Source organism: Corynebacterium sp. HMSC036D03 (assembly GCF_001836185.1).
Classification (GTDB): domain Bacteria; phylum Actinomycetota; class Actinomycetes; order Mycobacteriales; family Mycobacteriaceae; genus Corynebacterium; species Corynebacterium simulans.
The window spans coordinates 354827-381013 of record NZ_KV827737.1; the positions used below are offsets into that span (position 1 = coordinate 354827).

General features: G+C 59.0%; 30 protein-coding genes. 14 read left to right on the forward strand and 16 right to left on the reverse strand.

Annotated features, from left to right (window positions below; all coding sequences use genetic code 11):
- Positions 1 to 119 precede the first annotated feature (119 nt).
- Positions 120 to 377 (reverse strand): hypothetical protein, encoded by a 258-nt coding sequence (locus HMPREF2692_RS06455; RefSeq protein WP_061920320.1) that lies wholly within the window; start codon positions 375 to 377, stop codon positions 120 to 122.
- A 544-nt stretch (positions 378 to 921) separates the two neighbouring features.
- Between HMPREF2692_RS06455 and HMPREF2692_RS13250 the strand changes: the two genes are divergently transcribed.
- Positions 922 to 1560, forward strand: coding sequence for a phospholipase A2 family protein (locus tag HMPREF2692_RS13250; protein WP_201040627.1), 639 nt, complete (start codon positions 922 to 924; stop codon positions 1558 to 1560).
- Between the two features lie 32 nt (positions 1561 to 1592).
- Complete coding sequence (locus tag HMPREF2692_RS06470; protein ID WP_062042456.1) at positions 1593 to 1907, forward strand: hypothetical protein; 315 nt, start codon at positions 1593 to 1595, stop codon at positions 1905 to 1907.
- Positions 1908 to 2322: 415 nt separating this feature from the next.
- Here the strand turns inward: HMPREF2692_RS06470 and HMPREF2692_RS13355 are convergent, their stop codons facing one another.
- Genes HMPREF2692_RS13355 through HMPREF2692_RS06480 form a run of 3 tightly spaced genes read right to left on the reverse strand, consistent with a single transcriptional unit; the run spans position 2323 to position 4023 of the window.
- Positions 2323 to 2442 (reverse strand): SDR family oxidoreductase, encoded by a 120-nt coding sequence (locus HMPREF2692_RS13355; RefSeq protein WP_160330552.1) that lies wholly within the window; start codon positions 2440 to 2442, stop codon positions 2323 to 2325.
- Positions 2420 to 2875 carry an SDR family NAD(P)-dependent oxidoreductase gene (locus HMPREF2692_RS12645; protein ID WP_082778537.1) on the reverse strand — a complete coding sequence of 152 codons (456 nt, stop codon included), beginning with the start codon at positions 2873 to 2875 and terminating at the stop codon, positions 2420 to 2422. The genes HMPREF2692_RS13355 and HMPREF2692_RS12645 overlap by 23 nt, the downstream gene beginning before the upstream one ends.
- A 20-nt stretch (positions 2876 to 2895) precedes the next feature.
- The gene (locus HMPREF2692_RS06480) at positions 2896 to 4023 is read right to left on the reverse strand and encodes a YihY/virulence factor BrkB family protein (protein WP_061920296.1); all 1128 of its coding nucleotides are present in this window, start codon (positions 4021 to 4023) and stop codon (positions 2896 to 2898) included.
- Between the two features lie 80 nt (positions 4024 to 4103).
- Here HMPREF2692_RS06480 and HMPREF2692_RS06485 point away from each other — a divergent pair, with 80 nt between their 5' ends.
- Complete coding sequence (locus HMPREF2692_RS06485; RefSeq protein ID WP_062036065.1) at positions 4104 to 4565, forward strand: S-ribosylhomocysteine lyase; 462 nt, start codon at positions 4104 to 4106, stop codon at positions 4563 to 4565.
- Between the two features lie 16 nt (positions 4566 to 4581).
- On the opposite strand, the gene HMPREF2692_RS06490 is transcribed toward HMPREF2692_RS06485, so the two are convergent.
- From HMPREF2692_RS06490 to HMPREF2692_RS06500, 3 genes are all read right to left on the reverse strand, one after another.
- Positions 4582 to 5493, reverse strand: a complete 912-nt coding sequence (locus HMPREF2692_RS06490) for an aldo/keto reductase (protein WP_070518601.1) — start codon at positions 5491 to 5493, stop codon at positions 4582 to 4584.
- Between the two features lie 120 nt (positions 5494 to 5613).
- On the reverse strand, positions 5614 to 6459 hold the full coding sequence (locus HMPREF2692_RS06495; protein ID WP_061920290.1) for a PDDEXK family nuclease: 846 nt from the start codon (positions 6457 to 6459) through the stop codon (positions 5614 to 5616).
- 128 nt (positions 6460 to 6587) lie between these two features.
- Complete coding sequence (locus tag HMPREF2692_RS06500) at positions 6588 to 7697, reverse strand: UDP-N-acetylmuramate dehydrogenase (protein WP_070432511.1); 1110 nt, start codon at positions 7695 to 7697, stop codon at positions 6588 to 6590.
- A 24-nt stretch (positions 7698 to 7721) separates the two neighbouring features.
- Between HMPREF2692_RS06500 and HMPREF2692_RS06505 the strand changes: the two genes are divergently transcribed.
- From HMPREF2692_RS06505 to HMPREF2692_RS06515, 3 genes are read left to right on the forward strand one after another with little or no spacing between them, the layout of a single operon-like run.
- The gene (locus HMPREF2692_RS06505; RefSeq protein WP_061920287.1) at positions 7722 to 8213 is read left to right on the forward strand and encodes a DUF2505 domain-containing protein; all 492 of its coding nucleotides are present in this window, start codon (positions 7722 to 7724) and stop codon (positions 8211 to 8213) included.
- A gap of 18 nt (positions 8214 to 8231) precedes the next feature.
- Positions 8232 to 9044, forward strand: coding sequence for a class I SAM-dependent methyltransferase (locus HMPREF2692_RS06510; protein WP_061920285.1), 813 nt, complete (start codon positions 8232 to 8234; stop codon positions 9042 to 9044).
- 52 nt (positions 9045 to 9096) lie between these two features.
- On the forward strand, positions 9097 to 9918 hold the full coding sequence (locus HMPREF2692_RS06515; RefSeq protein ID WP_062042475.1) for an LmeA family phospholipid-binding protein: 822 nt from the start codon (positions 9097 to 9099) through the stop codon (positions 9916 to 9918).
- A gap of 18 nt (positions 9919 to 9936) precedes the next feature.
- Here HMPREF2692_RS06515 and HMPREF2692_RS06520 read toward each other — a convergent pair whose 3' ends face one another.
- The 8 genes from HMPREF2692_RS06520 to HMPREF2692_RS06555 all read right to left on the reverse strand — a co-directional run bounded on the left by HMPREF2692_RS06520 (position 9937) and on the right by HMPREF2692_RS06555 (position 16503).
- Complete coding sequence (locus HMPREF2692_RS06520; RefSeq protein ID WP_062036078.1) at positions 9937 to 10407, reverse strand: hypothetical protein; 471 nt, start codon at positions 10405 to 10407, stop codon at positions 9937 to 9939.
- A gap of 1 nt (position 10408) precedes the next feature.
- Positions 10409 to 10699 (reverse strand): DUF2516 family protein, encoded by a 291-nt coding sequence (locus HMPREF2692_RS06525; protein ID WP_062036080.1) that lies wholly within the window; start codon positions 10697 to 10699, stop codon positions 10409 to 10411.
- Positions 10700 to 10711: 12 nt separating this feature from the next.
- Positions 10712 to 11092, reverse strand: a complete 381-nt coding sequence (locus HMPREF2692_RS06530) for a hypothetical protein (protein ID WP_062036082.1) — start codon at positions 11090 to 11092, stop codon at positions 10712 to 10714.
- Between the two features lie 12 nt (positions 11093 to 11104).
- Positions 11105 to 12391, reverse strand: a complete 1287-nt coding sequence (locus HMPREF2692_RS06535) for a DUF445 domain-containing protein (RefSeq protein WP_070496988.1) — start codon at positions 12389 to 12391, stop codon at positions 11105 to 11107.
- A gap of 156 nt (positions 12392 to 12547) precedes the next feature.
- Entirely contained in the window at positions 12548 to 12919 is a 372-nt protein-coding gene (locus tag HMPREF2692_RS06540) for a hypothetical protein (protein ID WP_062036087.1), read from the reverse strand.
- A 47-nt stretch (positions 12920 to 12966) separates the two neighbouring features.
- On the reverse strand, positions 12967 to 13716 hold the full coding sequence (locus HMPREF2692_RS06545; protein ID WP_061920270.1) for a succinate dehydrogenase/fumarate reductase iron-sulfur subunit: 750 nt from the start codon (positions 13714 to 13716) through the stop codon (positions 12967 to 12969).
- Complete coding sequence (locus HMPREF2692_RS06550; RefSeq protein WP_062036090.1) at positions 13716 to 15731, reverse strand: fumarate reductase/succinate dehydrogenase flavoprotein subunit; 2016 nt, start codon at positions 15729 to 15731, stop codon at positions 13716 to 13718. Before HMPREF2692_RS06550 ends, HMPREF2692_RS06545 begins: the two co-directional genes overlap by 1 nt.
- Before the next feature lie 16 nt (positions 15732 to 15747).
- Positions 15748 to 16503: a succinate dehydrogenase cytochrome b subunit gene (locus tag HMPREF2692_RS06555; protein WP_070432506.1), complete on the reverse strand. Its 756-nt coding sequence runs from the start codon at positions 16501 to 16503 to the stop codon at positions 15748 to 15750.
- Positions 16504 to 16894: 391 nt separating this feature from the next.
- On the opposite strand from HMPREF2692_RS06555, the gene ramB reads away from it, so the two are divergent.
- From ramB to HMPREF2692_RS06585, 6 genes are all read left to right on the forward strand, one after another.
- Positions 16895 to 18301, forward strand: a complete 1407-nt coding sequence (ramB, locus tag HMPREF2692_RS06560) for an acetate metabolism transcriptional regulator RamB (RefSeq protein WP_070456770.1) — start codon at positions 16895 to 16897, stop codon at positions 18299 to 18301.
- A 189-nt stretch (positions 18302 to 18490) separates the two neighbouring features.
- On the forward strand, positions 18491 to 19675 hold the full coding sequence (locus HMPREF2692_RS06565) for an Nramp family divalent metal transporter (RefSeq protein ID WP_011272788.1): 1185 nt from the start codon (positions 18491 to 18493) through the stop codon (positions 19673 to 19675).
- Positions 19676 to 19695: 20 nt separating this feature from the next.
- A complete protein-coding gene (locus HMPREF2692_RS06570; RefSeq protein WP_005292595.1) occupies positions 19696 to 20085 on the forward strand; it encodes an NUDIX hydrolase in 390 nt (129 codons plus the stop codon).
- 62 nt (positions 20086 to 20147) lie between these two features.
- Positions 20148 to 20723: a TetR/AcrR family transcriptional regulator gene (locus tag HMPREF2692_RS06575; RefSeq protein WP_005292598.1), complete on the forward strand. Its 576-nt coding sequence runs from the start codon at positions 20148 to 20150 to the stop codon at positions 20721 to 20723.
- Positions 20720 to 21082, forward strand: a complete 363-nt coding sequence (locus HMPREF2692_RS06580; RefSeq protein WP_005292602.1) for a DoxX family protein — start codon at positions 20720 to 20722, stop codon at positions 21080 to 21082. Before HMPREF2692_RS06575 ends, HMPREF2692_RS06580 begins: the two co-directional genes overlap by 4 nt.
- A gap of 88 nt (positions 21083 to 21170) precedes the next feature.
- Positions 21171 to 21413: a YlcI/YnfO family protein gene (locus tag HMPREF2692_RS06585; RefSeq protein ID WP_005292604.1), complete on the forward strand. Its 243-nt coding sequence runs from the start codon at positions 21171 to 21173 to the stop codon at positions 21411 to 21413.
- Positions 21414 to 21616: 203 nt separating this feature from the next.
- Here the strand turns inward: HMPREF2692_RS06585 and lpdA are convergent, their stop codons facing one another.
- On the reverse strand, positions 21617 to 23029 hold the full coding sequence (gene lpdA / locus HMPREF2692_RS06590; RefSeq protein ID WP_061920262.1) for a dihydrolipoyl dehydrogenase: 1413 nt from the start codon (positions 23027 to 23029) through the stop codon (positions 21617 to 21619).
- Positions 23030 to 23627: 598 nt separating this feature from the next.
- Between lpdA and HMPREF2692_RS06595 the strand changes: the two genes are divergently transcribed.
- Both HMPREF2692_RS06595 and HMPREF2692_RS06600 read left to right on the forward strand, forming a co-directional pair.
- Positions 23628 to 25040: an alpha/beta hydrolase gene (locus HMPREF2692_RS06595; protein WP_070823083.1), complete on the forward strand. Its 1413-nt coding sequence runs from the start codon at positions 23628 to 23630 to the stop codon at positions 25038 to 25040.
- Between the two features lie 39 nt (positions 25041 to 25079).
- Positions 25080 to 26165, forward strand: coding sequence for an alpha/beta hydrolase (locus tag HMPREF2692_RS06600; protein WP_070823086.1), 1086 nt, complete (start codon positions 25080 to 25082; stop codon positions 26163 to 26165).
- Positions 26166 to 26187: the final 22 nt, after the last annotated feature.

Below are 26187 nucleotides of genomic sequence, written 5' to 3' on the forward strand. Positions count from 1 at the left end.
AGGCGAAGAACCTGGTGTGGCTGCGTTCGCCGCTCGACCTGGGGGCCGCTGGCCGTCCGGTCAAGGCCGCCGCCTGCCGCACGCCGACACCAAAGTGATGATTGACGGCTACGTTTCAGCTAACGCTCGACCAACTTTTGCTTCTCAGGGTCATAAACGACGGAAACGATATCGCCAGTCTGAATCATCTGAATCGCTTGATTGATCACCGGAAGCAGCGCGACGAACCACTCATGTGGATTGTAGGTGCGCCCATCGATCCCAACCTGAGACACCTTCAACCGCACGACCACAAATACCTTGTGCAAGAGGTTTTCCAATGCCGAAGAGCGCAAGTTGTAAACACGATAATCAGCCCCAATCTCTACTGGGGCCATAAGCTAGGTCGGTTCTCTCAATGCAATCGCAACCCGCTGTTTCACCGGATCGCTGATCAATAAGGCCTTCGATGACACGAATGTTCCGTACCAACCCCTCGTAGAGGATTCATGGCGACTAAACAGTCAGGATTCACAAAGTCGCATGGATACAGCGCTACGCCTCTATCGCAAGCGAGACGCTACGACCGCTGACAAACGAGCGGCCTGCACAAACCTGGCGTACATTCTTGGGGATAAGAGACAATTGTTGAAGACCCATCTGCTCACTAACGGCGAAGCCGCCCCCTTCCAACGTGCAAGGTCCCATATAAGTTTGATATTCGACACAGCAATGACCCAAACAAGGTGATCATGATGGAGCATTTCGCGATTGGGTTTTGGTGGTATCGCGCCACGGTACAGCTCATCGAACGGCTGCTGGAACGATAAAGCAACACACTACAAGACAAAAGTTCATGAAAATTTGGGTAAAAGTATTGCCATCTCTTGAATTCTTCAGTAATTTCCTCAACAAAACCAGATTGACAAGAGAATTAAGGAAATGAAGTTGAAGAATACATTCCAAAAAGTCTTTCCCGTTCTTGTTGTAGCCGCAACAATATTCGCTACCCCCACCGGAAGTTTTGCTCTGGAGACCACCCCAACAGTATCCGCCGCATCCCCAGCTGATAGCACGCAAGACAAAAACTTAGTTGGCAATCAAGCTTTAGCAATCCCTGCAAGCGAGGTATCAGAGTCAACAGATTTTGATACTGCGATGGCCACACTGTCTCACTACCTCGTATATCGGGCGGACGGACAACGCCATTTCGACACCGAAAAAGCCAAAGAAGAAAATGCGTCGCATTATTTACTCGTCGCAGGAGAAAACCTCAACCGCGTAGCCGACAATAACGAGGTCATGATATACAGCCTTGAAACGCGCGACATGCCTGGGTATGGAAACTGGTGCGGCCCAGGGCACAGTGGTCCGGGTGCCCCAATCAATACTCTCGACTCTCTCTGCCAAAAGCATGATAAATGCTATGGCTCGCGAGGATACTTCGCTTGCTCATGCGACAGGGAGCTGGTTCAAGGAATTCGTAAAAACCGGGGCAAATTCAATGGAGTCGGAGAAAACGCGATGGCCCTTGCTATTGCTACATATTTCAATTCCGCCCTGTGCAATCCATTAGCATAGTGGATCCCCAACGGTCCGGGAAGGAGAAAGAAATGAACAGGCACAAAAGCAACAAGAGCCTAAAGTTAAGTAAACTTCTCTCAGCTTTACTCTCAACAACTGCGATTGCGTTCCCGTATCTTTTTCCTTCCATTTTTCCGGAAGGGACCATGCCGTATTTCATCATTACCGTACCCATAGGTGTAGCAGCTGGAGTCCTTGCATACAAAAGCCAATCGTGGTTGCTGGTTGCATTCTCTATTCTTTCCGGATTATCCCCTCTACTGTTCGCTTGGATAATTTGGGGTGTTATCAAGATCATATATTTCGTCACGGGCGGTCGCTTACCCGGCGCTGAATGGCTCTAAAGAATTCAGAGCCGCAGCACACCCTCGGCAAACAAAATATGCATGAAATTTCCAGATCCCGCGCCCCCTACTGCGGTGCGGGCTTTCCGCAGCTTTAACCGTAAAGGTGTCAAAGTGAACTACTCCCCATAATCCGGACTGAAAATCAGAAACCAGATTGTGGGGAGTTTTTCTATGCATCCAGCAGCAAGTTAAGCCAGGCTCAGCGTGAACAAGCAGTGGAACTATTTGAGCAGGGGGCTATGGCGCTAGAGCGGTCTCTAATCCTCTCGTCTCATACGCTTCGCTAGGTCTATCCTCCCCGGACGCGGCTGCCCTACTTTCGCCCTCATCACCAAGCTCTGGCGAACAGCACATGTCATGTCAGCGCACCTAAGTTTTCCAACGATCATTTCACTGATAGTCGACCTGCGTTTTAGTGGAAGACCATGCCGCCGTCGACGATGATGGTCTGGCCGGTGATGTAGTCAGAGTCGGAACCAGCGAGGAAGCCGATGATCTTGGCAACATCCTCAGACTCGGAAAGGCGTCCCAAGGAAGTGTCCTTGGTGAACTGCTCCCAGCCCCACCTCGGCGGGCTTGCCAGCGTTTTCTGCGAGTTCCTCAGCAAGACCCTTCATGAGCGGAGTCTTTACGATACCCGGCGCGTAGGCGTTGACGGTGATGCCGTCGTCCGCAAGGTCACGGGCGGTGACCTGGGTCAGGCCGCGCACGGCGAACTTGGGGGAGCTGTAGAGTGGAATGCCCTTGTTGCCCTTGATGCCGGCCTGGGAGGTGGCGTTGATGATCTTGCCGCCGTGACCGAGCTCCTTGAACTTCTTGGCCGCAGCCTGCGTGCCCCACAGGACACCCTTGTAGTTGACGTTGAAGATCTTGTCGACTTCTTCTTCGGTGATGTCCTCGAGCGGGATCTGCGGAGCGATGCCGGCGTTGTTGACGATGACGTCGAAGCCGCCCGCCTCGGCCAGGACGGCATCTACCCCGCGGTTTAGTCCTCGGCGTCGCCGCCGTCCTCAGCACCGTGTCTGAGGATGGCGTCGCCTCGCGCCTCAAGGTTTTTCTGGGTCTTAGCCTGGGCGCGCGCGGCGACGTCAGAACGCGGCGCTGCCTGGATGTAGTGCTGCGACTCGAGGCCTATCTGCAGCTCCTTCGCCCGCAGAACCTCGGCGTCGAGCTTGAGCCCCAAGATCAGCACGGTATTCATAATCCAGACTGCAACGAACAAAGCCAGCACGGTGCTCAGCGCGCCATAGGCGCTCACGCCTGCAAAATGGCTCAGGTAGAGACCGAAGAGCCACCACACCACGACGTTGACAAGCAGCGTCACCACAGAGCCCAAGGTGATCCAACGGAAGCGCGGTGGGCGCACGTTCGGGGCATAGTGATAGAGAACCGCAATCAGCACCATGACCATCACCACCGTCACCGGAAAGCGCAGCCAGTTCCACACAGGAAGGAAAATGCGCAGCAAGAAATCCACGGCGGATTCCAGATGCAGCGGACGCGAGACGGGTTCAATAAGCCCAGTGATGACGGTATCGCGCAGCAGGTTAGCAAAGACCAAAATCACCGCGCCGACCACCAAGAAGATGGTGAGAACCCACATCATCGCCCAGGTACGCAACAGCCCGCGGCCCTCCACGCGGCCATAGACCATGTTGGCGGTGCGCGAAAAAGCGCGGACGTAACCAGAGGCCGAGAACAAGGAAACCAGCACGGATAAAACCAGCGCTATGGTGCCCTTTGCACTCGAGCCAACGATGGTATTCACGATGTCCGTAGCCTGCGCCGAAACGTCCTGCGGCAGATAATCTTGAATGAGCTGCTCAGTCAGCTGCTCCACCTCTTGCTTCCGATTGGCAAAAAGCAAAGTGGCAATCGAATAAACGGCCAGGACGGTCGGGGCAAAAGCCATAAGCGTGAAATAGGTCATCGCCGCGCCGCGGTCGCCCAGCCCCTCAAGGAAATAGTCCGACCATGTCCGACGCAGCACAAGACCCCAGCTCTCCTTGCGCAGGCGGTTTTTACGCGAGAGCGGGTTTCTCTCCGTTTGGTCGATGTCCAGCACCTCAGTGCTGTGCGGGGGAAGAATCTTGGAAGGCTCCTGCTGGCTCATTTCGCCAGACTAAGCACATTCAGCTAGCTGCCAGAGAAGTGACACCCGTGGCACGCCAAGTAGATACTAGGCTGTTATATATGACTGAACGCAGCAATGTTGAATCCTTCGAGCTGGACCACCGCAACGTCAAGGCCCCTTATGTCCGCGTGGCCGGCCGTACCCCGCTGGGAGGCGGCGCCGAGATCATCAAGTACGACCTGCGCTTCTGCCAGCCCAATGAGGCTCACCTCGAAATGCCCACTGTGCACTCCATCGAGCACATGATGGCCAACTTCATGCGCGATTACACCGATAAACTCATCGGTTTTGCGCCGATGGGCTGCCAGACCGGCTTTTATGCCATCACCAACGGCATGGAGCAAGAGGAGCTGCTCAACGCACTCGAGCACGGCCTCGAGGATATCCTCCACGCCACCGAGGTTCCCGCCGCCAACGAGCGCCAATGCGGCTGGGGCGCCAGCCACTCCCTCGAAGGCGCACAGGCAGCCGCCCGCGAGTTCTTGTCCAAGAAGGACGAGTGGCTCGAGGTTATGGCCTAACCTTTATCCGCGGGCCTTATCTACGGCCCTTATCCACGAAGCCTTCATGCTGTTGCGTCAACCGCGCGCCCTGCACGGGCTTTCGGCTTAGTACCTCGTCAACGGCCTCGCACTCCTGCGCGCTCAGCGCAGTGACTGCGAGGTTTTCTTTGATCCGTGCGAGGTTCGTCGAACCGGCAATCGGCACCACGTCCTTGGCCAGCAACCAGCCCAGCGCTATCTCGGAGACGTTGCGGTCAGACACTGCTGCCGCCACTTCCTGCGCCAGCTGCTTGTTGGCCGCGAAGTTCGCAGAGTGCAAACGCGGCGAGGAAGAATCATCATCTGGCTCGCTGCGGCCTGCCAAAAGCCCCTTCGCCAGCGGTGAATAGGCCATAAACTCCGCGCCCAATTCGCGGGCTAGCGGGATGATTTCTTCTTCTACGTCGCGGCTGAAGATGGAGTATTCATACTCCAGATACGTCACCGGGCAGACCTTGTTCGCGCGGCGAATGGTCTCCGGGCTTGCCTCGCACAGCCCGAAAGCGGCCACGTCACCTGCATCGATAAGTTCTTTTACTGTGCCCGCTACTTCCTCAATGGGCACGTCTTGGTCCACGCGATGCTGCATATACACGTCCAAGCGCTCCCGTTTTAGTCGGCGTAACGAACCATGGGCGCTCGCGCGAATAACCTCCGGGCGCGAGTTCAAAGCGCCGGTGGGCTTTCCTTCCTTAATCTCCCATCCGAACTTGGTGAGGACGCGGGCGCGGTTGCCCAGGGCGTCGCCAAGCATTTCTTCGCCCGTGAAGGGCCCCTGGATTTCAGAGGTGTCGAAGAGCTCTACGCCTGCCTCCACCGCGCCACGCAGGACATCGACCATCTCGGCGCGACGCGGGGAATCGGGATAGGAGTGCGGAGTCATTGAGGTACAGCCAAGCGCAATCATGGACACCACCGTAGCTGCTTCCCTCGTGTGCGTGTACCTCCCTGTGTAAATAGCCCCCTCAAACCGGCCCTATTTCCTGCACTAAATACACACAGAAGTACGGTGCCGCGGGCACAGCGCTCACCGCCACACGTTCTCGTAGCGGAAATAGTGATGCCACTTCCACGCTGGCGGCAGCAACTGCCCTCCCCCGCGGGCCACGGCGATGACCTGGTCGATGGCAACCTGCAGATGATGCTCAATCATCCCCGCCGTGAAGTGCAGCGGCTTCCACCCGCGCTGCACCGCGTCGTTGAGCTTCTGGCGGTCCAGCTCGAAACGTTGGATGCGCTCACCTTTGTGGTACTCGTAGCCATCTATCTCGATTGCGACCTTCTCCTTGGCCAGCACGATATCCCAGTAATACGGCCCGATGCGTTGGTTGTTGGCCACTGCGAGGCAGGCATCGGCAAGGGCTTGGGTGAGAAGACGCTCGTATTTGCTATCACTGCCGATGACGCTACGCTGCATAATCCGCCGCGTGCGCGAGGGAAAGCGCTGGAAATCCTCCTTATAAAAGGCCAGCCGTTGGTGGCCATCCTTGCCGTTGCAGAAACGCTCCAAGAACTCGATGGCTTTGTCTTCTTCCACAACCTCCAGCGCTTGCAGCGGATTGCACGCGTTTAGGCCGTTGACCATATATGGGCCCTTGGGCATGGCGCGCCGCGTGGAGAAATACGCGCAGGTGCGAGCGTGACGTGCCGCCATGAGCTGCAGCGGAAACTCCAGCTTGCGCTCTGTATAGACCGCAACGGCCGAGCCTCCATCCAGCACGGTGCCAGGATAACGCTCGTTCAAAATCCCCGCGAGTTCGCGCGGGGTGGGTTGGCGCGGCAACGCCAGGCCCGGCGTGATGCGCACGGCTTTGCCCTTCGCCACGAGACGGTCAATGGTGCGCGAGTGTTTCCCCCGAATTGGTTGCAGCATCCTCTACTTCCCCCAAGTGTGCGTGCTCCCCCAAGCACACGGATACCTCTCAATGTAAATAGGCCCTCCAATTCGCGCAATTGGAAGGCCGTATTTTCACACAGCGGTACGTCCTGGGGCAGGACGCCCTAAATGGACACCCCAATCCAGACCGGCTCCGGCACGAGCTCTACGCCGAAGCGCTTGGCGACGCCCGCGCGAATCTCGCGCGCCAACGCCACGATGTCGGAGGCCGTCGCGGCCCCACGGTTCGTCAGCGCGAGAGTGTGCTTCGTGGACAAGGTAGCCGGACCAGCACCCGGATAGCCCTTGGCGAACCCGGCGCGCTCGATGAGCCAGGCGGCCGAGAGCTTTATTTCCTCGCCGTCCGAGCCTGCGAGGACGGCGTGGCGCGGCATGCGGTCTGCGTCCTCGGCGCCGCGTTCGGTGCGCACGATTTCCTGGATGTTATCGGCAACCGCAGAGTCCACGATGGGATTGGTAAAGAAGGAGCCGGCGGACCAAGTGTCGTTGTCGGTTGGGTCCAAGACCATGCCCTTGCCGCGGCGCAGCTGCAGCACCTGCGAGCGCACCTCCGCGACGGGACGGCGCTCGCCCGGGGTCTGTGTGAGCTGGCCAAAGCGCAGCGGCTTGGAAAGCCCATCCGTAGAAAGCTGCAGTTCCACCTCGAGCACGACTGCACGGTGGGTGAACTTCAGGTTGGAGTAGCGATAAGCCAGGTCCAGGTCGGAGGCGGGAACCCACTCATCGGCACCGGTCTCGCGGGTATACAGGCGCACGCGGTTAAGCACGTCCGAGATTTCTGCGCCATACGCACCCACGTTTTGTACCGGCACAGCGCCCGCGGTTCCCGGGATTCCGGACAGGCACTCGATGCCGCCGAGGCCCGCCTCCACGGAAGCGGCAACCACTTCGTCCCAGTTCGCGCCGGCTTCCGCGCGGACCACGCCAGTCTCCGCGTCCACGCTCACCTCAGCGAAGTCGAGGACGAGTGCTACGACATCGATGCCCTCATCGGCGACCAAGAGATTAGAACCGCCGCCCACCACGACGAAAGGAATAGAAGCTTGATCCAGTGCCTTGACAGCGGAAATGGCGGCGTCGGCAAGCGTGGCCCGCAAACACAGCTCAGGTTTGCCGCCTACGCGCAGGGTGGTCAGGTCTGCGAAGGTGGTCTCCGTGTCGAGGACGAGGCCGTCGATCGCGGAGAGCTTCTGGGTCATAAATTCATCAAGCACGTCTACCAAGGTAGTCTGTAAAGCATGTCAACCCGTAGCGAAAACACCGTAACGATCAATCAGCCCATCGAAAAGGTTCACCAGGCGCTGCTCACGCAGGGTTACTGGGAGCACATTGTTGCTAACCTTTCTCCGGATCCGGGCCAGGTTCATGATTTCACCAACAACGTAGCCATCCTCTTCGAGGTGCTGCCAACCACCCTGCTGCCTGAAGCTGTCCGCGCCATGGTTTCTCAGGACCTGAAGGTCAAGCGTGTCGTCACCATTGGTGAGCTCAACGGCAATGCTGCCGATGTTAAATACACCGCAGACGTCAAGGGAACCCCTGTTGACTTCGGCGGCGACATCGCCCTGACCGGCGAGGGTGATACCACCACCCTGTCCTACGTCAACGAGATCTCCGTGAAGATCCCGATGATGGGCGCTGCCATCGAGCCGAAAGTTGCCGATGCCCTAGGTGAGCTCTTCAATAACGAGGGCAAGCTGACCGAGCAGTGGATCGCTGACAACCTCTAAACGCTACTTTTAACAGAAATGGCCGATCACGCACATAACCTGCGCGCAAGCGCGAGTGCGGGTCGGCCTTTCGGCGTTATTACCCGCGGTACCACCAATCAAAACAGGCTTCGTCGCTGCGATAGGTGGGTCGCCGCACACCCCTCCATCACGGCTTTGCTGCGGTCCGTGGAGGAGCCGCTGGCTCTCGACGTCGGCTATGGCGCGTCCCATTTCACCACCGTGGAATGGGCGGGCTGGCTGCGGCGGGTCAATCCCCGTGTGCGGGTGACCGGCCTGGAGATTGCGCCGGAGCGCGTGCTGCCGCCTCGCGACGGCGTGACCTTCGAGCTGGGAGGCTTCGAGCTGGCGGGGTATCGCCCGCAGCTGGTGCGTGCTTTCAATGTGCTGCGCCAATACGATGTCTCCCAGGTTCCCGAGGCATGGGAAGAGGTTACCTCGCGCTTGGCCCCTGGTGGTTTCTTCGTGGAAGGCACCTGCGATGAGCTGGGCAGGCTATCCACCTGGATCCTGCTCAACCGCGAAGGCCCGCAGAGCCTGCATTTGGCATGGGATCCCTTCAACGTGGAGCGTCCCTCTGACTTAGCGGAACGCCTGCCCAAGATACTTATCCACCGCAACATTCCGGGCGAGCCGATTCATGAGCTTTTGCAGGCCGCCGACCGCGCATGGGATCACGCCGCGGGGTGGGCTCCCCACGGGCCTCGTGTGCGCTGGCGAATGGCGCAACAGGCGATGATTGATGCGGGGCTGCCCGTGCATCCGGTGCGCAGGAGAATGCGCGATAGCGTCTTGAGCGTTAACTGGGAAGTCGTTGCGCCAAAGCTGTGAAGCAGGTTGCCCTCATTGGCGCTGTGAGTTCACATAAGTAACACTGGTAGGTATGGCTCAAAAGAAGACGTCTCTGGCTTGGAAAATACTCATCGGAGTGCTCGTGGCATTCCTCGTTCTCATTTTGCTGGCGGAGTTCGGCCTGCGCTGGTTCATGGGCAACCAAATGAAAGACCAGTTCGCCCAGGCCGCCAAGGACCAAGGAATTGAGTCCCAGGAGGATCCGAACATTAGCTTCGGCACCACTCCTATCCTGCTTGGACTATTCGGTGGCAAGCTCAGCGAAATGAACATGGAAACGCCGTCCACGCTGCAGATCGACGGCACCGAGATCAAGGGCCAGCCGGCTACCAACGTCCACATCGAAGACATGACGCTGTCCGATGACCCGGTGGCAGGCTCCCTCCGAGCTTCCACCAAGGTTCCAGATGATTACCTGTTGGCCACCTTCCAGAAGGGCATCGCAGACGAGTCCGGTAGCGAACAGGTCGGCAACTTGGTGGTCACCAACATCACGGCTAACGACGCCGAGAATCTTCTCGACGTCGAGTTCGCTGGCGGCCTCGCCAATCTCGCGTTGGAGCCGAAGGCGCAGGACGGAAACCTGTCGATCACGGCAAAGAACGCCTCCCTGCTGGGCTTTGACCTGCCAAAGGAGGCAACCGACGCCATCTCTACTGCGCTGCAGAAAGGCATGAAGGATCAGTTCATCGGCGAGGGCTTGAGCGTCGACGAGGTGGATGTGGCAGACGGCGAGCTCAACCTCACCATCACCGGCCAAGACGTGCCGATGAGCGAGCTGGGCAGCGCCGCCAATGCGGCGGGCAAAGGCGCGAAGGAAGGCACCCCAGCACCCGCGCAACAAGGCCGTTAAAAGGCGTTTGCACTTAGGCTAGCTCGCGGGCCAGACCTCGGCAGGCAACAAACCTGCCGGCTGGCCCGTGAGCTTTTCTTGTAATTGCTCGGCTTGGGCAGGCGAGGAATAGACGAGCTTATCGAAGCCCGCCTGCGCTGCCGCTTGCGCCGCGGCGAGAGCATTCTCGCTCGCGGGAAGGATAAGCCCAAGCTGGGCCGGCTGCGGGCAGGCCTCGCGGACGGTGATGAGATCGGTGAGCAAGCTGGTGGCGTCGCCAAGCAGGGCGTCTACCGCGACCCATACCTCCGCGGCGCCAGACTGCACCGCCAGGCGCGCCTCGGAGGCCTTGATGAGGCTGTGGTGGCGGCCGGTGGGATAGCCGGCGACGGTGACCACGTGGGCGGCGCCCTGTGCAGCCAGCACGTGCGTGGGCGCGACGAGCAGGGCCTCATCCGGCTGCGCGGCGGCGCGGACGTCGTCGAGAGCAGCGTTTAAGAGATTGCGCATCTTAGTAGCTGTAATCGCCGTTGACGATGGCCTTGAGCTGCGGGCGGACGTCGAACCAGTAGACGCCGGTCACGACTGCGCCAATCCACGGCAGGAAAGAAAACGGCAAGTTCAGCGCCAGCGCGGAAGCTGCCAGCATGCCCACCCAGGTCCACTTGCTCTTGCGGTCGCCGGCACGGTAGGCATCCTCGCGAGTGGTGGCGGCGAGGATGGCGCCAACAATGGCGAAGATGCTCAAGATGGTAAAGAACCACCCGGCTGCGTGGTTGAGAAGGTAAATGATGATGTCCATAGGTATCCCAGCCTAGCGGGCCGGGCCAAACGGATTTTCTTCGCCTTCTGCAATGACCTCGCCGTCGATGATGTTGCCGTTTGCCGAGGTGGAGCCGGAGCGCTTTTCCTTCACGCTGGAAATCGCACTCTCGACGCCCTCGCGGCCTTCCTCATAGGCCGCATTAAAGTCCTTGCGAGCGCGGGCAAAAGCCTCGGAGTCACGCACCTCACCGGCGGCGTTGCTGACGCTTTTTCCAAGGCCGCGGGCGGTGCCGGTGACCTTGTCGAGGAAAGAGCCTTCCGGTTTCGGCTGCTGCGCGTGCTCTGCCTTCACGCGGCTAGAAAAATCCTTGGCGGCTTCCAAGCCAGAAGCGCCCGCGGTCTTCAAAGAATTAACGAAGGAATTAGCCATTATTTTTCTCCTTTAAGCACCAAAGACGAGGTGATTTACGGTGTAGATCACCAATCCTGCCAGTGTTCCCACAACCGTGCCATTCAGGCGGATAAATTGCAGATCCTTGCCCACCAAAAGCTCGATATTTTCGGCGGCTTCGGTGGCGTCCCAGCGCTTGATGGTCTCCGGGATGATGCTGATGATGTCTCCGGCGAAATTCTCCGCCGCCCAGCGCGCGGCCTTATCCACGATTTCATTCGCCTTGTCACGAAAACGCGGGTCCTGCTGAATGCGCACGCCGAAGTTCTGTGCTTCGGTCGCAATTTTGGTGCGCAGGAAGGATTGCGGTTCGCTCGCCTGCTTGGCGACGCCCGCCCTAAAGGCCTCCCACGCCGCCCCCGGCATGGCTTGTACCTGCTCGGAGTTCATCATCTCCTGCTTGATGCCCTCAACGCGGGCGACCATCTCGGGGTCGTCCTGCAAGCGCCGTGCAAACAGCTCCAGGTTGCGACGGATAGACTGCCGCACAGCATGGTTCTTGTCATACTTGACCTCGGAGGCCCACTCCACGATGGCGACGTAAACCTTGTCACCGGCCATGCCGCGGGCGAAGCGGGGAAGCCAAGCCGGCATCTTTTCGTCGACAAGCTCGATGACTTCGGTTTCAAGGGTGAGGACTTTGGCATGCGCCCAGTCAATGAGGTCGTCGACAAGCGGCTCTGCCTTGCCATCGGCGATGTAGCCTTCCAGCAAACGTCCCACCGGCGGGCCCCACTCGGGCTCCAGCATGCGGTCGAGGATTTGGGTGCGGATGAGGTCCTCGGCCTCGGCGGAATCGAAGCTATTGACAGCGCGTGCCAGGATATCGGCCGCCTTCTGCGCGGCTAGCTGCGAGTTAGGCTCCTGGGCCAGCCAGGCGCCGGCCTTTTCGGGAATGTTGTTTTCCGAAATCTTCGCCGAGAGGGCGTCCGGGGTGAGGAACTGCTCCTCCACGAAGGTGCTTAAGGCCTCGCCGACCTGATCCTTCTTCTTTGGGATGAGCGCCGTGTGCGGAATCGGAATGCCCATGGGGTGGCGGAAGATGGCGGTAACCGCGAACCAGTCAGCCAAGCCGCCGACCATGCCGGCCTCCGCGCCCGCGCGCACAAACCCCACCCAAGCCGGAGCATTCGCGTCCTGATGCTGCCACCAGGAACATGCGAAGAAGATGACGGCAGCCAAGATCAAAAGGCCGGTGACACCCCACTGGTACTTGCGTAGCGTGCGGCGACGCTCGGCGACGTCGGCGGGATTGGGGCCTGGTACGGCAATGCTCATGTTGGCTGTGACTCCTTTTGTTGCTCCGTATAACTGTACTAACGGATTCAGCGCGCGGCCTCTTCCCTGGTGCAGATAGGCAAATGAAAAGCGCCCCTAGCCTCCATCGAGGATGGCTAGGGGCGCTTGTGGCAGGAATGCTAAGTTCGCACCAGCTTAGTTGATACGACCGGTCTCAGAACGGTACTGACGATAGTAACGACGACCGTAGTGGATGAGACCAACGCAAGCGACAGCAATGACGACGAGCAGGGCAGCACCGACGATGATGGAAATCTTGGAGCTTTCCTGGCCCACGCCGTACTGGAAGGCACCAGCGCCGAGGCCCCAAATCAGGGTGCCGGCTGCCGGCAGCAGAGAAAGGATCAGGCCCATGCCGACCCAGGTGGAGGTGCGCAGCAAAGAAGAGTGCGGTGCGCCGAAGGATACTGGGTCGTATCCCTCAATGTAAGAGTCCTGGATCTTGCCGGAGAACTCCGGGTAGGTCTCACTTGCGTGATCAGCAACTGCGTGGGTGTTGTCGCTCATGGCTGAAACTTTCTCTCGTTCCTGTTATTCCTGTGAATGACTATATCTTAGTCGTCCTTGCCGCGGAAAGCAGCACGTGCACGTTCGCGGGTAACTGCGGACACAGCGGTCAGCGGAACGCCTGCTGGGCAGACGTCAGCGCATTCGCCGTAAAGGGAGCAGTGACCGAAGTTCTGCTCGAGGTCATCGACCATGTTGCGTGCACGACGGCCACGCTCTTCCTTGCCCAGCGGCATGAGGGAAAGGTGAACCAGCTTCGCGCCGGTGAACAGGTGAGCTGCACCGTTCGGGCAGGATGCCACGCAGGCACCGCAGCCGATGCAGGCCGCGTGGTCGAGGGAGTACTCGGCGGTCTCGTGGTTGAGGTGCAGGGTATCGGCATCCGGAGCGGTGCCGGCGTCCATGGAGACGTAGCCACCCTGCTCCATGACGTGGTCCAGCTTGGAGCGGTCCACGATCATGTCCTTGATAACCGGGTATGCGGCAGAGCGGAATGGCTCCAGCTTGATCTTGTCGCCATCCTTGAACTGGAACAGGCGCTGCTGGCAAGCCGGGGTGTTCTGGCCTGGGCCGTGTGGGCGGCCGTTGACCAGCAAACCACAGGTGCCGCAGATGCCCTCACGGCAGTCAGATGCGAATGCGAAAGGCTCGTTGCCAGCCTCGACCATGCCCTCGTTGACGTGGTCGAGCAGCTCCAGGATGGACATCTGCTCGGCGGCGTCGTCAACCTGCACGGTCTCGAACTTGCCTTCTTGCGTCGGTCCGGCTTGACGCCAGATCTCAAGTGTCAGTTTCATTACTTGTAGTTCCTTGTCATCAGCGGGATCGAATCAAAGTACAGCGGCTCTGCGTGGCGAATGAACTCACCAGCGTTTGCGCCTGGCTCCCAGGCAGAAACGAAGCACCAGTTCTCATCGTCACGCTCAGCCTCGCCATCCTCGGAGAGGTGGTCGTCACGGAAGTGCGCACCACAGGACTCGTCACGGTCCAGGGCGTCAACACACATGAGCTCGCCCAGGTCGATGTAGTCAGCAACGCGCAGACCGTACTCGAGGACCTGGTTCATGTCGTTGGCGTTGCCGGTGATGCGGACGTTAGCCCAGAATTCCTCGCGCAGATCGCGAATCTTCTGGATAGCGACCTTGAGGTCCTCGACGTTACGGGAAACGCCGCAGCCCCAGTAGAGAATCTCACCGAGCAGACGGTGGTAGTGAGCTGGGCCGTGCGGGTCATTGCCACGCACTCCCATCAGACGGTCGATGCGATCTTGTGCGCGCGCAACAGCCTTCTGTGCCTCGGCCGAATCCTCAGCCAGCTTGTCCTCACCGAGGTGCTTAGCCAGGTAGTTAGGAACCGTAAATGGCAGGGTGAACCAGCCGTCGACGGATGCGGACAGCAGGGAGTTAGCGCCCAGGCGGTTCGCACCGTGGTAGGTCCAAGAGCACTCACCGGCGGCGAACAGGCCGTCGATAGCGGTCATCTCGTTGAAGTCGGTCCACAGGCCACCCATGGTGAAGTGGCAGGTCGGTGCGATACGCATCGGGGTCTCGTATGCGGACTCGCCGATTGCCTCTTCGTACATCTCGATGAGGTTGGAGTAACGCTCACGGATCTTGTCCTTACCCAGACGCTGAATTGCATCGCGGAAGTCCAGATAAACGGAGTTGTGCAGTGGTCCGACGCCCAGGCCCTTGTTGATCTGCTGGGAGATCGCACGGGATGCAACGTCACGCGGAACGAGGTTGCCGAAGGCCGGGTAACGGCGCTCCAGGAAGTAGTCGCGCTCCTCCTCCGGAATCTCGTTGGCGGGGCGGTCGTCGCCTTCCTTGATCGGGGACCAAATGCGGCCGTCGTTACGCAGCGACTCGGACATGAGGATGGTCTTGGACTGCCACTCGGAGTTGACCGGAAGACCCGTCGGGTGGAACTGGATGAATGCCGGGGAAGCCAGGTATGCGCCGTGCTCGTAAGCACGCATCATGGCGCCAGCATTGGAGTTCTTAGCCAGGGTGGACATGTGGTAGACGTTGCCGTAGCCGCCGGTACCGAGGATTACTGCGTGGCCGGTGAAGGCCTTCAGCTCGCCGGTAATCAGGTTACGGGTAACGATGCCGCCCGCGCGCTTCACACCATTGTCGTTGTAGGTGATGATGTCCTGCATGTCGTGGTGAGCGAACAGCTCCACGTTGCCCAGGCCAATCTGGCGGTACAGCGCCGAGGTGGTGGACAGCTGCAGCTGCTGGCCTGTTTGACCACGGGTGTAGTAGGTACGGGAAACCTGAACACCACCGAAGGAGCGGGTTGCCAGGGTGCCGCCGTACTCGCGGGCGAAAGGAGCACCAATGGCGTTCATGTGGTCGATAACGCGCACGGACTCATATGCCAGGCGCCAGCAGTCGGACTCGCGGCAGCGGTAGTCGCCGCCCTTCACGGTGTCCTTGGTGTGGCGGTATGCAGAGTCGTTGTCCACCTTCTTGTGGCGGGAGGAGTTGACGCCGCCCTGCGCAGCGATGGAGTGCGCACGACGTGGGGAATCGTGGTAGGTAAAGACCTTCACGTTGTAGCCCAGCTCGCCGAGGGCGGCAGCTGCGGAACCGGCCGCCAGACCGGTACCAACAACAACGATCTCGAACTTGCGGCGGTTAAGCGGGGAGACCAGATCCATATGATCCTTCTGGTAGCTCCACATTTCCTTCATCGGAACGCCGTGCGGCTCGTGGGACTCCAGGATGCGACCTGCGGTGACGCCCGGGACAATCGACGTCGGGTGCGAGAACTTCGGATGCTCGCGCTTGAGTTCAGTGTTAGTCATTTTTTAAAAAGCTCCTTTAGCTGACCCAACCCAGGGCGACGGACAGCGGCATAACGATGTTTGCGATGCAAACTACAGCCGGGATGATGTAGGCCAGAATCACGAAGACCTGACGCCACTTCGCACCGGTGATACCCAGGTCAGAAGCAGCCAGACGGATGCCGTGGGTCAGGTGCAGGAACAGGCAGCACATCGCCAGAACGTAGAAGATGGTGACTGGCCAGCGGCTGAAGGTGGCAATCATGTTTGCCTTGACCTCGCCGTGCACGAATGCCTCAGGCGCAACCGGCTGCACACCCATGGTGAGGTCCAGCAGGTGGAAGACGATGAACAGCAGCAGGACTGCACCGGTGACCAGCATGGTCTTGGTTGCAAAGGAGTCGAGGCCACCCATCAGATTGGTGCGCTTGAATTTGCCGCGGGACTGCTTGGAGCGAGCGGTAAGTGCGAATGCACCGTAAATATGTGCAATAACGCAAGCCAGCAAAACAATGCGGATCATCCACAGCAGGTGGCCGTGCGGGATGAGCGGTGCGCCCAGATCACGCAGGAACTCGCCGTAGATATCGAGTGCTTCGTCGCCGTCGTGCGCCGGCAAGTAAAGCTTCAGGTTGCCGGCCATGTGGCCGACTACGAAAAGCGCAAAGAACAGGCCGGTGATGGCCATCGTAATCTTCAGTGCCCAGGTGGGTACGGAAGGCTTAGTACGAATCGTTTCGTTAGTGATGCGGCCGTGAGCGATTGCCTCACGGTCAGGATTTTTTACAGACATGACACCTCCATAGTCGCTATTACCTTACGCAGCCTTATCCGCTGGCAACTAGTCAAATTCGGGCCAAAGCAGTCTCTTCTTAAGGGCCTAAGCAGTCCGTAGAAATTTCATTAGGTAAGGATCGCCTAAAACGGAGTATTCGAAAAGCCGTTTACCTTGCACGCTGCTTTTTACGCAATACTCACGTTGCGAAATTCCCAGCGTCTATGAGGTTCGTCACAGCTAATTTTCGGAGTGACTAGCTCACCCCTTTATGTGTCAAACTTTCGCAGGAGTCACACCGCCCACACTCCACACATTTTTACCCCTATTCGCAGGGAGGTTAAGAACCTTCACACAGTCTTTGCAAAAATCCTGTTACAGGATGGCAGGGGCCGGTAATCTTTTTCACATGAGTAAGACTTACGTGGGTTCACGCCTGCGCCAATTGCGGCGCGAACGGGATCTAAGCCAAGCCTCTCTAGCCTCTACGCTGGGGCTTTCGGCTAGCTATGTCAATCAGATCGAACACGACGTCCGCCCTTTAACTGTACCGGTACTGCTGCGCATTACTGAGGTATTTGGCGTCGACGCCACCTTCTTCTCCCGCGATGATGACTCCCGCCTACTGGCTGAAATCCAGGATGTCATCCAGGACAAGGAGCTATGCCCCTCCCCCGTTGAACTGCAAGAATTGTCCGAGTTGGTTTATAACCACCCCACCGTGGCCCGCACGCTGGTGGAGATTCACCGCCGCTACGGCAATGTTCGCGACAAACTGTCCCTTGCCACCGATACCCGCCGCTCCGCAGGCACACAGGCGCTTTCCATGCCACACGACGAAGTCCGCGACTTCTTCTATGCGCGCCAAAACTACCTGGATGAACTAGACGTTCACGCTGAGACGCTCGCTTCTGAGCTGGACGTTTCGCAATTCCGCATCCGCGATACCGAGGCCGCCCTTTCAGCGCGGCTGCGCGACAAACACGGCGTCGAGATCGTAACGACACCACAAATGGATGGCACGCTTCACCGTTTCGACCGCGAAAGCGGAACGTTCCGCCTCGCCAGCCGCCTCTCCGAGGGGCAGCGCGCCTTCCGAATGGCTGCTGAGCTGGGATTTCTGGAAGCTGGCGAGCTCATCGACTCCCTTGTCGACGAAGAGCCCTTCACTTCCGACGCCTCGCGCAACCTTGCTAAGCGAGGCATCGCCAGCTACTTTGCGGCAGCCACAATCCTTCCTTACACCACTATTCATTCTGAAGCAGAGCAATCGGGCTATGACCTGGAATACCTATGCCAGGTCTTTGGCGTGGGCTACGAAACGGTGGCTTCGCGCCTTTCTACCCTGCAGCGCACGAACAAGCGTGGCATTCCATTCACGTTCGTCCGCGTGGACCGCGCCGGCAATATGTCCAAACGTCAATCAGCCACCGGCGTCCACTTCTCCAACTCGGGCGGTACCTGCCCGCTGTGGAACATTTATGAGACCTTCTCTAACCCCGGAGTTATCTCCCGCCAGCTCGCGCAGATGCCCGATGGGCGCAACTACCTGTGGATTTCGCGTTCGGTTCAGCACCACCAGGGCCGCTACGGCGATACAAATAAGCTCTTCGCCATTGGCCTGGGCTGCGAGGCTCGTCATGCTGACCGCACGGTATATGCCGAGGGTCTTGATCTGGGCGACCTATCTGCCGCGACCCCGATTGGCAACGGATGCCGCACCTGCCCGCGTGCCAGTTGCGCCCAGCGCGCCTTCCCCGCCATCAACGAAACGCTGACAATCGACGCCCATCGCTCTGCAGTGGCGCCGTACTAAGCACGCGACATCCCGGGCTTGCGGCGTCGCGCTTCGCTGCCGGAACGCAAATACCCAGCCCCGAAAAACCAGACCTCGTGGTCGCACAAGCATCCCGTTTGTTCTCGCGGGATCGCCACCCCCCTGGCTTGAACATATGGCGATGAAAACTAGACTTCAAGTAGTTGAACTTTTGGTATGGAGATGCCTATGCGTAAGACCTTAATCAGCCTCACCGGCCCCGCCTTCGTTGCTGCAGTGGCTTACGTCGACCCCGGCAACGTAGCCGCCAACATCAGCGCCGGCTCCCACTACGGCTACCTCCTGGTGTGGGTACTCGTCGTGGCCAACCTCATGGCCATGTTCATCCAGTACCACTCCGCCAAACTGGGCCTAGTCACCCACCGCTCCCTGCCGGAAATCATGGGCGAGCGTCTCTCCCGCCGCGCGCGCCTAGGCATGTGGGCCCAGGCCGAGCTCATCGCCGCGGCCACCGACCTCGCCGAAGTCATCGGCGGCGCCATTGCCCTGCAACTCCTCTTCAACCTCCCCCTGTTCGCGGGCGCGCTCATCATCGGCGCGGTCTCCATCATTCTCCTCATCTTCCAGAAGAAGAACCAGTGGTTCGAGGGGCTTGTCATCGGCCTGCTCCTGGTCATCTGCATCGGCTTCCTTGCCGGCCTCGCCATCGCCCCGCCCGACCCCGCCGACGTGGCCGGCGGCCTCATCCCCCGCCTAGAGGGCAAGGACAGCATCCTGCTGGCCGCCTCCATGTTGGGCGCCACCGTCATGCCGCACGCCATTTACCTACACTCCTCCCTGACCAAGCAGCGCTACCCCGACCTGGAAATCCCCCACGTGCTGGCCGGCACCCGCGCGGACATCGCCGTGGCGCTGTCCATCGCCGGGCTCGTCAACGTGGGCCTGCTGGTCCTGGCGGGCTCGGCCCTCTACGGCGTGGACGGCACAGAGACCATCTCCGGGGCCCACACGGCGATTGCCAGCCACCTCGGCCCGCTGGCCGGCGTTCTCTTCGCCATCGGCCTGCTGGCCAGCGGCCTCGCCTCGACGTCAGTGGGCGCCTACGCCGGCTCCGAAATCATGGACGGCCTGCTTCACATCAAGGTCCCCCTACTAGTCCGCCGCCTGGTCACGCTCATCCCGGCGCTGGTCATCATCGGCTGCGGGGTCGACCCCACTATGGCACTGGTGGTCAGCCAGGCACTTCTTTCCCTGGGCATCCCCTTCGCCATCATCCCGCTTTTCCGCTATGCCGGCTCCCGGGACGTCATGGGTGAGTTCGCCGCGAAACCCTGGTCTATGGCCGTGGGCTGGACGCTTGCCGCGCTGGTCATCGCACTCAATCTCGCCCTCGTGCTCCTGCCGCTGCTCTAGGCCGCCTACAATCAGCAGCCATGATTGAAGTAGCAGCCGTCGTCATCCGCAACCCACAAGGCCACGTGCTTACCGTGCGCAAGAAGTCCTCCACCAAGTACCAACTGCCCGGCGGCAAGCCCGAGGCGGGCGAGGCGCTTGTCGACGCCGCCCTGCGCGAAGTTGCCGAAGAAGTAGGCCTCACCCTCGACGCCGAGAGCCTCAACAAACTCGGCACCTTCGACGCTCCCGCCGCCAACGAACCGGGCGAGGTCGTCGTCGGCACCATCTTCACCTACACCCGCACCGTCACCGCCGACGAACCCCATGCCGCCGCCGAAATCGGCGACACCGCCTGGGTCAACCCAGCAGCCCCCGACCGCGAGCTTGCACACCTGCTGCGCGACCGCGTCTTCCCCACGCTGGCCTAGCGCCAACTGTCAACACTTCGGCGTCATTGACCTCGAAACCATCAAGAGCTACCCTTTTGAACATGTTCACTGAACACGTTCACTCATCGCGCTCGGCCGCCAAAGCTGGCACCGTCAGCAAGGTCCTAGCCACCGCCTACGAACTCTTCCTCACTCAGGGCTACGCCACCACCAGCATCCGGACTATCGCATCCGAAGCTGGCGTTAGCGTGGGAACCGTCATGGGAGTCGGCGACAAACAAACGCTGCTCATCCGCACCATTGGCCAACACATTTCAGAACTCCACGATGACATCCGGGGACAATCCGATAGCCTTCTCGATGTCCTGAGACCTTTCCTCCAGATGTTTACCGGCCACGAAGAGCTCTCCCGCGCCTTTGGCGCAGCACTCATCCAACAAGGCAATCAAGGCGAAGCGCTCACCGCACTCAAAACGCTCCTGACCGATGAAATCACCCTGCGACTCGGCACCAGGCTCAGCAGCGCCGATGCGGCCGAGTACGCCGACCTGCTGTACAACGTCTACCTCGGCTTACTCATCGGCTGGGCCGCCGGAATCTACGACACCGAGCACCTCACATCCCAAGCCGCCTCATCGATCGAACGCCTCAACACCGCATTCGGAGTAACCCAATGATCCTAGAATCTTCCCCAGCCTGGCCCTCCCTTCTACTAGCAGCCATTCTGCTTGGCGACGCCGCCCTCTCCCTCAAACCAGTCCCCTTCATCGAAGCCTGCCTCAGCGGCGTCAAACTCCCCAAGGACTGGTGGTGGGCGCTCATTGTCATCAAGTGCCTCGCCGCCGTAGGACTCATTGCCGGCCTCTGGTTCCCCGGCGTAGGAATCACAGCCATGATTGGAGTCATCGCCTATTTCTGCGCGGCCGCAGCAGCCCATGTCCGCGCCCACTTCCTCGGTAGCGCATTCTGGATCAACTGCTTAGGCATGCTCGCGTTCTCCATCGGAGTACTGATCCTGACGCTCGCACTGAATTAAGACACCAGTCAACCTTTCACGGCTTCCTGAAGGCAGATACATCATTGCACCTCTTGAATGATGACTTGATGCTTTCTACCCTAAAGGTATGCGCACGACGATAAACCTCCCGCCGAAACTCCTTGAAGAAACGAAGGTCCAAGCCAAAGCCAACAATGTCACTTTGAGCTCATACGTCGAAGAGGCGGTCCGCGCTGCCCTCAAGAAGGAAGCCCGCATCAGTACCGAAGACACCCCCGTTAACCTGCCCTCCTTCGATTGCGGCGGACCGGCTCTAGTTGATCTCAGCAACAAAGAAGCTGTGTGGGCGGTACTCGATGATCATTCCTGATGTCAACATTCTCGTTTATGCCTTCCACTCCGCTGCACCGCAACATAAACCCGCTCAACAATGGCTAAGTAGTGCTCTAAATCGGCATGAAACAATTGGACTCCTGGATGTTGTGGCAACGGCAGGTCTGTGTTTCCAGGACTGGGTATTTGCCAGAAGATGCAGAAAAGGCCCCCTCGCGGGGGCCTTAACGCGAAAAGCGCTTAGAGGTTAATCATGTGGCCGCCGATGCCCTCGGCGGCTTCCTTCATTGCCTCAGAAAGCGTTGGGTGGGTGTGGATATTGCGTCCGATTTCCTCAGCGGTGAGGTCGAAGCGCTGCGCCAGCGTCAGTTCCGGCAGAAGCTCGGAGACGTTGGAGCCAACCATGTGTCCACCAATGAGCTCACCGAACTCACCATCAGCAATGAGCTTGACGAAGCCGGCGGTCTCGTTAAGGCCCGCTGCCTTGCCGTTTGCGGAGAACGGGAAGGTTGCGACCTTGATGTCGCGGTCAGCAAACTTCTCGCGTGCCTGCTCCTCGGTGTAGCCGAAGGAAGCAACCTGCGGGTTGCAGAAGGTAGCACGCGGCATGTTCATGTAGTCACCCAGTAGCTGGGTCTCAGCGCCAGCGATAACCTCAGCAGCAACCACGCCCTGTGCCTCAGCAACGTGTGCAAGCTGGAGCTTTGCCGTGACGTCGCCAATTGCGTAGATGCCCGGAACGTTGGTGCGCATGTAATCGTCGATTGCGATAGCGCCGCGCTCGGTGAGCTCAACGCCGGTGTTTTCCAAGCCGAAGCCCTCAACGCGCGGTGCGAAGCCGATGGAGACCATGCAGCGGTCAACGGTCAGGGTGTCGGTCTTGGAGCCGTCCTTGGACTCGACCTCGACGGTGACATCGTTGCCATTGTCCTTGATGGAGGTGGTCTTGAAGCCGGTCAGCAGCTTCACACCAAGCTTCTTGTACTGCTTAGCAATCTCCTTGGAGACGTCCTTGTCCTCGTTCGGCAGGACGCGGTCCATGAACTCGACGATGGTGACGTCCACGCCGTAGTTAGCCAGAACGTATGCGAACTCCATGCCGATTGCGCCGGCGCCCACGATAACCATGGACTTCGGAGCTTCATCCTTGAGGATTTGCTCCTCGTAAGAAACGATGTTGCCGCCGATTTCAACGCCTGGGAGGGAGCGAACGACGGAACCCGTTGCGATGATGCAGTTTTCGAAGGTGACGGTCTTGCCCTTGTCATCACCCTCGGTGATTTCGATGGTCTTTGCGTCTTTGAAGGAGCCAAGGCCGTTGATCTCGGTAATCTTGTTCTTCTTCATCAGGTAGTGGACACCCTTGACGATGCCCTCAGAGACCTTGCGGGAGCGCTTGTGAGCAACACCGAAGTCGAAGGAGACATCACCAGAGATGCCGAAAGCCTTAGCTTCATGGTTGAAGGTGTGTGCAACCTCGGCGTTCTTCAGCAACGCCTTGGAAGGAATACAGCCAACGTTGAGGCAGACGCCTCCCCAGTACTGCTTCTCAATGACAGCAACCTTCTTGCCAAGCTGGGCTGCGCGGATGGCGGACACGTAGCCGCCTGGGCCCGCGCCGAGTACTACAACGTCATAATGTTCTTGAGTCACGCGTACAAGAATACGGAAGATTATCCGCGCTGTCTCACTCTCCCCCAAGATTGAGTACCTTTTAACTTTCTAAGACGAAAACGCAGCCCTCACAGGAATTAAAAAATCTCCCTTTCCTGCCTTAAAAGCAAGGTAGGAAAGGGAGATTGCTTCAGCCGAAGCAATATCTTAGAACAGACCCATGCCCAGCGCAGCCTCGGAGGACATGGAAGAGCCAGCGTGTACCCAAGCGCCGAGGACGTTGTTGATGGCGACAATGAAGGAATCAAAAGCGTTCATGAAGTCTTACTTTCTGTTGTTGCTGCACAAATGCAGGGAGGGGGAAAGAAACCTGCTGGTGGGGATGGTTTCCTGCGAGCAAATTGCACTCTTTATAACGGCATCTTAGGCACATACGTTACGCAGTGCGCTAATTCCAGCCGAAATTATGACACAAAAGCCACATGTTCACCAGCATTCACTTTTGTTACTTGATAGTTTGACTGTAACTCCCTCTCTCCTACCTCTTGCCTTTGGCGAGGACACAAGGAAATATAGTCAAAGAAAATGCGAGGACCCTCTCACGCATTACCGACTCCCTCTAAGGAAGCAAACCTAAATGAAGACTCTCCACTCATTGGTCAAAGTCGCCGCCTCTGCAGCGCTGATTTTGGGGTGTACGATCATTCCGGCCACCGCATCTGAAGTGCCTGCTGCCACCGTGGCAGGCGCCGCCACCCCTTCCACCATCACCGAGGATTCCGCCTGGAAAGTCCTTAACGCGGATCCCTCCATTCAGGGCCTTTTGGTCTCCGAAGACGAATACCGAGAAAGCATCGAAACCTACCGTGCAGCCGCAGCGGACGGCACCCTCGATGCCGCGAAGTACAAGGAGCTGACCTTCGACCTGGATCTGGCGAAGTTGCCAGACGAGTTGAAGTGGTACGGCTACGTTTACAAGTACCCGGACTACCGCGCCAAAATCGTCACCATGCAGGCCTCTTCCCCTGCCATGAATGGCCGCGAAATCCCGCTCGCCGTCATCACCCCTGACGGCAAGTTCGATTCGCAGCGCCCGACGCTATACCTGCTCAACGGCGCAGGCGGCGCTGACCAAGGCATGGATTGGATCGTCAGCACCGCTGGCCGCGACCTAGATCCGGAAAAGCCGGGCACCCAAGACATCGATGACTTCTACGGAGACCGCAATGTCAATGTCGTCATCCCGCAGGCCGGCGCATTCAGCTACTACACCAATTGGCTGGAGGAACCGGACGGCAAGTACGGGCTTAAGGGCCCACAGAAGTGGGAGACCTTCCTAACCAAGGAGCTGCCTGGCCCGCTGGAGGATCACATCAACGGCAACGGGCAGCGCGGCATCGCTGGTATGTCCATGTCCGCCACCTCTTCGCTGCTGCTGGCTGAGCACAACCCACGCTTCTACGACGCAGTCGGTTCCTACGCCGGCTGCGCCGCTACCTCGAGGCCGCTGCCGCACTTCTACCTCCAGCTAACCCTGGGCCGCGGCGGCGCTACCCCAGAACAGATGTGGGGCGAAATGGGTGGCGAGTACAACCGTTATAACGACGGTCTCATCAACGCGACCAATAACAACCTGGGTGACACCGACATCTACGTGTCCGCCGGCTCCGGCCTCGCGGGCGCAACCGATTTGGGCTCGACCAAGTCTTCTTCCACCCTCGTGTTTGAAGGTGGTGCCATCGAAGCCGCAATGAGCGCTTGTACCCATGACTTGCAGGCAAAACTCAACCACGAAGACGTGCCGGCTACATTCAACTTCCGCAACACCGGCACCCACTCCTGGCCGGGCTGGTTGGAAGACATCAACGCTTCCTGGAAGGTCTTCGGCACGGCATTCAACGCCCCAGAATCGGAGGCTCACGTCGCCGAGGCAAACAATGCTGATGAAGTACTTGCTAACGAAAAGCTTGACGACGCCGATATCCCTAATGTTGAGCAGCCTGCCCCCGCTGACTCCCTGCCGGTAGACCCAGCAGCGCCAGCACAGTAAGCTCTCCTTAAAACTCTCGACACGTTGGGAAAGAAGTTAATGAAGCGTATTAGCTCTATTATCGCCGCAGCCGCAATCGCTGCTGGCGTACTCGTTGTACCTTCTGCTGGTGCTGCTACCGTTGCACCAGCAACCATTGCAGGTGACACTGCGCTGTCCACCATCACTGAGATCGACCCAAGCGCCGTTCCTGCTGATGTGGCAGGCACCAAGTGGTACAAGAAGTACAAGGATGACGGCCGCGTCGAGAAGCTGCTGGCTCATTCGCCTTCCATGGATCGCGATATCCCGCTGGCTGTCATCAAGGCTAATGACGCTAACCGCCCAACCATCTACCTGCTCAACGGCGCTGGATCTGCAGAGCAGGATTCTGACTGGCTGAGCTTGTCCAACGCGGTTGACTTCTACCACGAGAAGAACGTCAATGTTGTCGTTGCGCAGGCTGGTGCTTTCTCCTACTTCACTGACTGGGAGCAGGAGCCAAACGGTAAGTACCTGCAGGGCCCGCAGAAGTGGGAGACCTTCCTGACCAAGGAGCTGCCAGGACCAATCGAGCAGCGCCTCAGCGCTTCCGACAAGCGTGCAGTGGCTGGTATGTCGATGTCCGCTACTTCTTCCCTGCTGTTCGCAGAGCACAATCCAGGCTTCTACGACGCAGTCGGCTCCTTCGCGGGCTGTGCCGCAACCTCCTCCCAGATCCCTTATGAGTTCCTGCGCCTGACCGTCAACCGTGGCGGCGGCCAGCCAGAGCAGATGTGGGGCCCAATGGGCAGCGACTACAACCGCCACAATGACGCCCTTCTGAATTCCCACAAACTGAAGGGCACCACTCTGTACGTCTCGTCTGCCTCCGGCCTGGCTGGCAAGACCGATATGCCTTCTTACTACACCGCACAGGGCATGAACCCGGCCGCCGCATTCGTCGGATCCGCACAGCTCCAGGTCGAGGGCGGCATCATCGAGGCTGCGGTTAACAGCTGCACCCACAACCTGAAGGCCAAGCTGGACCAGCAGGGCATCCCGGCTACCTTCAACTTCCGCAATACCGGCACCCACTCTTGGCCGGGCTGGCGCGAGGACATCGAGAAGTCCTGGCCCGTATTTGCATCGGCTCTCGGCGTATAGGCCTATAAGGCCTCAACGCGAA

Bases quoted from the DNA above. Each gene is read 5' to 3' on its own strand.
- HMPREF2692_RS06455 (WP_061920320.1), bottom strand. From the start codon at position 377: ATGGCCCCAGTAGAGATTGGGGCTGATTATCGTGTTTACAACTTGCGC.
- HMPREF2692_RS13250 (WP_201040627.1), top strand. From the start codon at position 922: ATGAAGTTGAAGAATACATTCCAAAAAGTCTTTCCCGTTCTTGTTGTA.
- HMPREF2692_RS06470 (WP_062042456.1), top strand. From the start codon at position 1,593: ATGAACAGGCACAAAAGCAACAAGAGCCTAAAGTTAAGTAAACTTCTC.
- HMPREF2692_RS06480 (WP_061920296.1), bottom strand. From the start codon at position 4,023: ATGAGCCAGCAGGAGCCTTCCAAGATTCTTCCCCCGCACAGCACTGAG.
- HMPREF2692_RS06485 (WP_062036065.1), top strand. From the start codon at position 4,104: ATGACTGAACGCAGCAATGTTGAATCCTTCGAGCTGGACCACCGCAAC.
- HMPREF2692_RS06490 (WP_070518601.1), bottom strand. From the start codon at position 5,493: ATGATTGCGCTTGGCTGTACCTCAATGACTCCGCACTCCTATCCCGAT.
- HMPREF2692_RS06495 (WP_061920290.1), bottom strand. From the start codon at position 6,459: ATGCTGCAACCAATTCGGGGGAAACACTCGCGCACCATTGACCGTCTC.
- HMPREF2692_RS06505 (WP_061920287.1), top strand. From the start codon at position 7,722: ATGTCAACCCGTAGCGAAAACACCGTAACGATCAATCAGCCCATCGAA.
- HMPREF2692_RS06510 (WP_061920285.1), top strand. From the start codon at position 8,232: ATGGCCGATCACGCACATAACCTGCGCGCAAGCGCGAGTGCGGGTCGG.
- HMPREF2692_RS06515 (WP_062042475.1), top strand. From the start codon at position 9,097: ATGGCTCAAAAGAAGACGTCTCTGGCTTGGAAAATACTCATCGGAGTG.
- HMPREF2692_RS06520 (WP_062036078.1), bottom strand. From the start codon at position 10,407: ATGCGCAATCTCTTAAACGCTGCTCTCGACGACGTCCGCGCCGCCGCG.
- HMPREF2692_RS06525 (WP_062036080.1), bottom strand. From the start codon at position 10,699: ATGGACATCATCATTTACCTTCTCAACCACGCAGCCGGGTGGTTCTTT.
- HMPREF2692_RS06530 (WP_062036082.1), bottom strand. From the start codon at position 11,092: ATGGCTAATTCCTTCGTTAATTCTTTGAAGACCGCGGGCGCTTCTGGC.
- HMPREF2692_RS06535 (WP_070496988.1), bottom strand. From the start codon at position 12,391: ATGAGCATTGCCGTACCAGGCCCCAATCCCGCCGACGTCGCCGAGCGT.
- HMPREF2692_RS06540 (WP_062036087.1), bottom strand. From the start codon at position 12,919: ATGAGCGACAACACCCACGCAGTTGCTGATCACGCAAGTGAGACCTAC.
- HMPREF2692_RS06545 (WP_061920270.1), bottom strand. From the start codon at position 13,716: ATGAAACTGACACTTGAGATCTGGCGTCAAGCCGGACCGACGCAAGAA.
- HMPREF2692_RS06550 (WP_062036090.1), bottom strand. From the start codon at position 15,731: ATGACTAACACTGAACTCAAGCGCGAGCATCCGAAGTTCTCGCACCCG.
- HMPREF2692_RS06555 (WP_070432506.1), bottom strand. From the start codon at position 16,503: ATGTCTGTAAAAAATCCTGACCGTGAGGCAATCGCTCACGGCCGCATC.
- ramB (WP_070456770.1), top strand. From the start codon at position 16,895: ATGAGTAAGACTTACGTGGGTTCACGCCTGCGCCAATTGCGGCGCGAA.
- HMPREF2692_RS06565 (WP_011272788.1), top strand. From the start codon at position 18,491: ATGCGTAAGACCTTAATCAGCCTCACCGGCCCCGCCTTCGTTGCTGCA.
- HMPREF2692_RS06570 (WP_005292595.1), top strand. From the start codon at position 19,696: ATGATTGAAGTAGCAGCCGTCGTCATCCGCAACCCACAAGGCCACGTG.
- HMPREF2692_RS06575 (WP_005292598.1), top strand. From the start codon at position 20,148: ATGTTCACTGAACACGTTCACTCATCGCGCTCGGCCGCCAAAGCTGGC.
- HMPREF2692_RS06580 (WP_005292602.1), top strand. From the start codon at position 20,720: ATGATCCTAGAATCTTCCCCAGCCTGGCCCTCCCTTCTACTAGCAGCC.
- HMPREF2692_RS06585 (WP_005292604.1), top strand. From the start codon at position 21,171: ATGCGCACGACGATAAACCTCCCGCCGAAACTCCTTGAAGAAACGAAG.
- HMPREF2692_RS06595 (WP_070823083.1), top strand. From the start codon at position 23,628: ATGAAGACTCTCCACTCATTGGTCAAAGTCGCCGCCTCTGCAGCGCTG.
- HMPREF2692_RS06600 (WP_070823086.1), top strand. From the start codon at position 25,080: ATGAAGCGTATTAGCTCTATTATCGCCGCAGCCGCAATCGCTGCTGGC.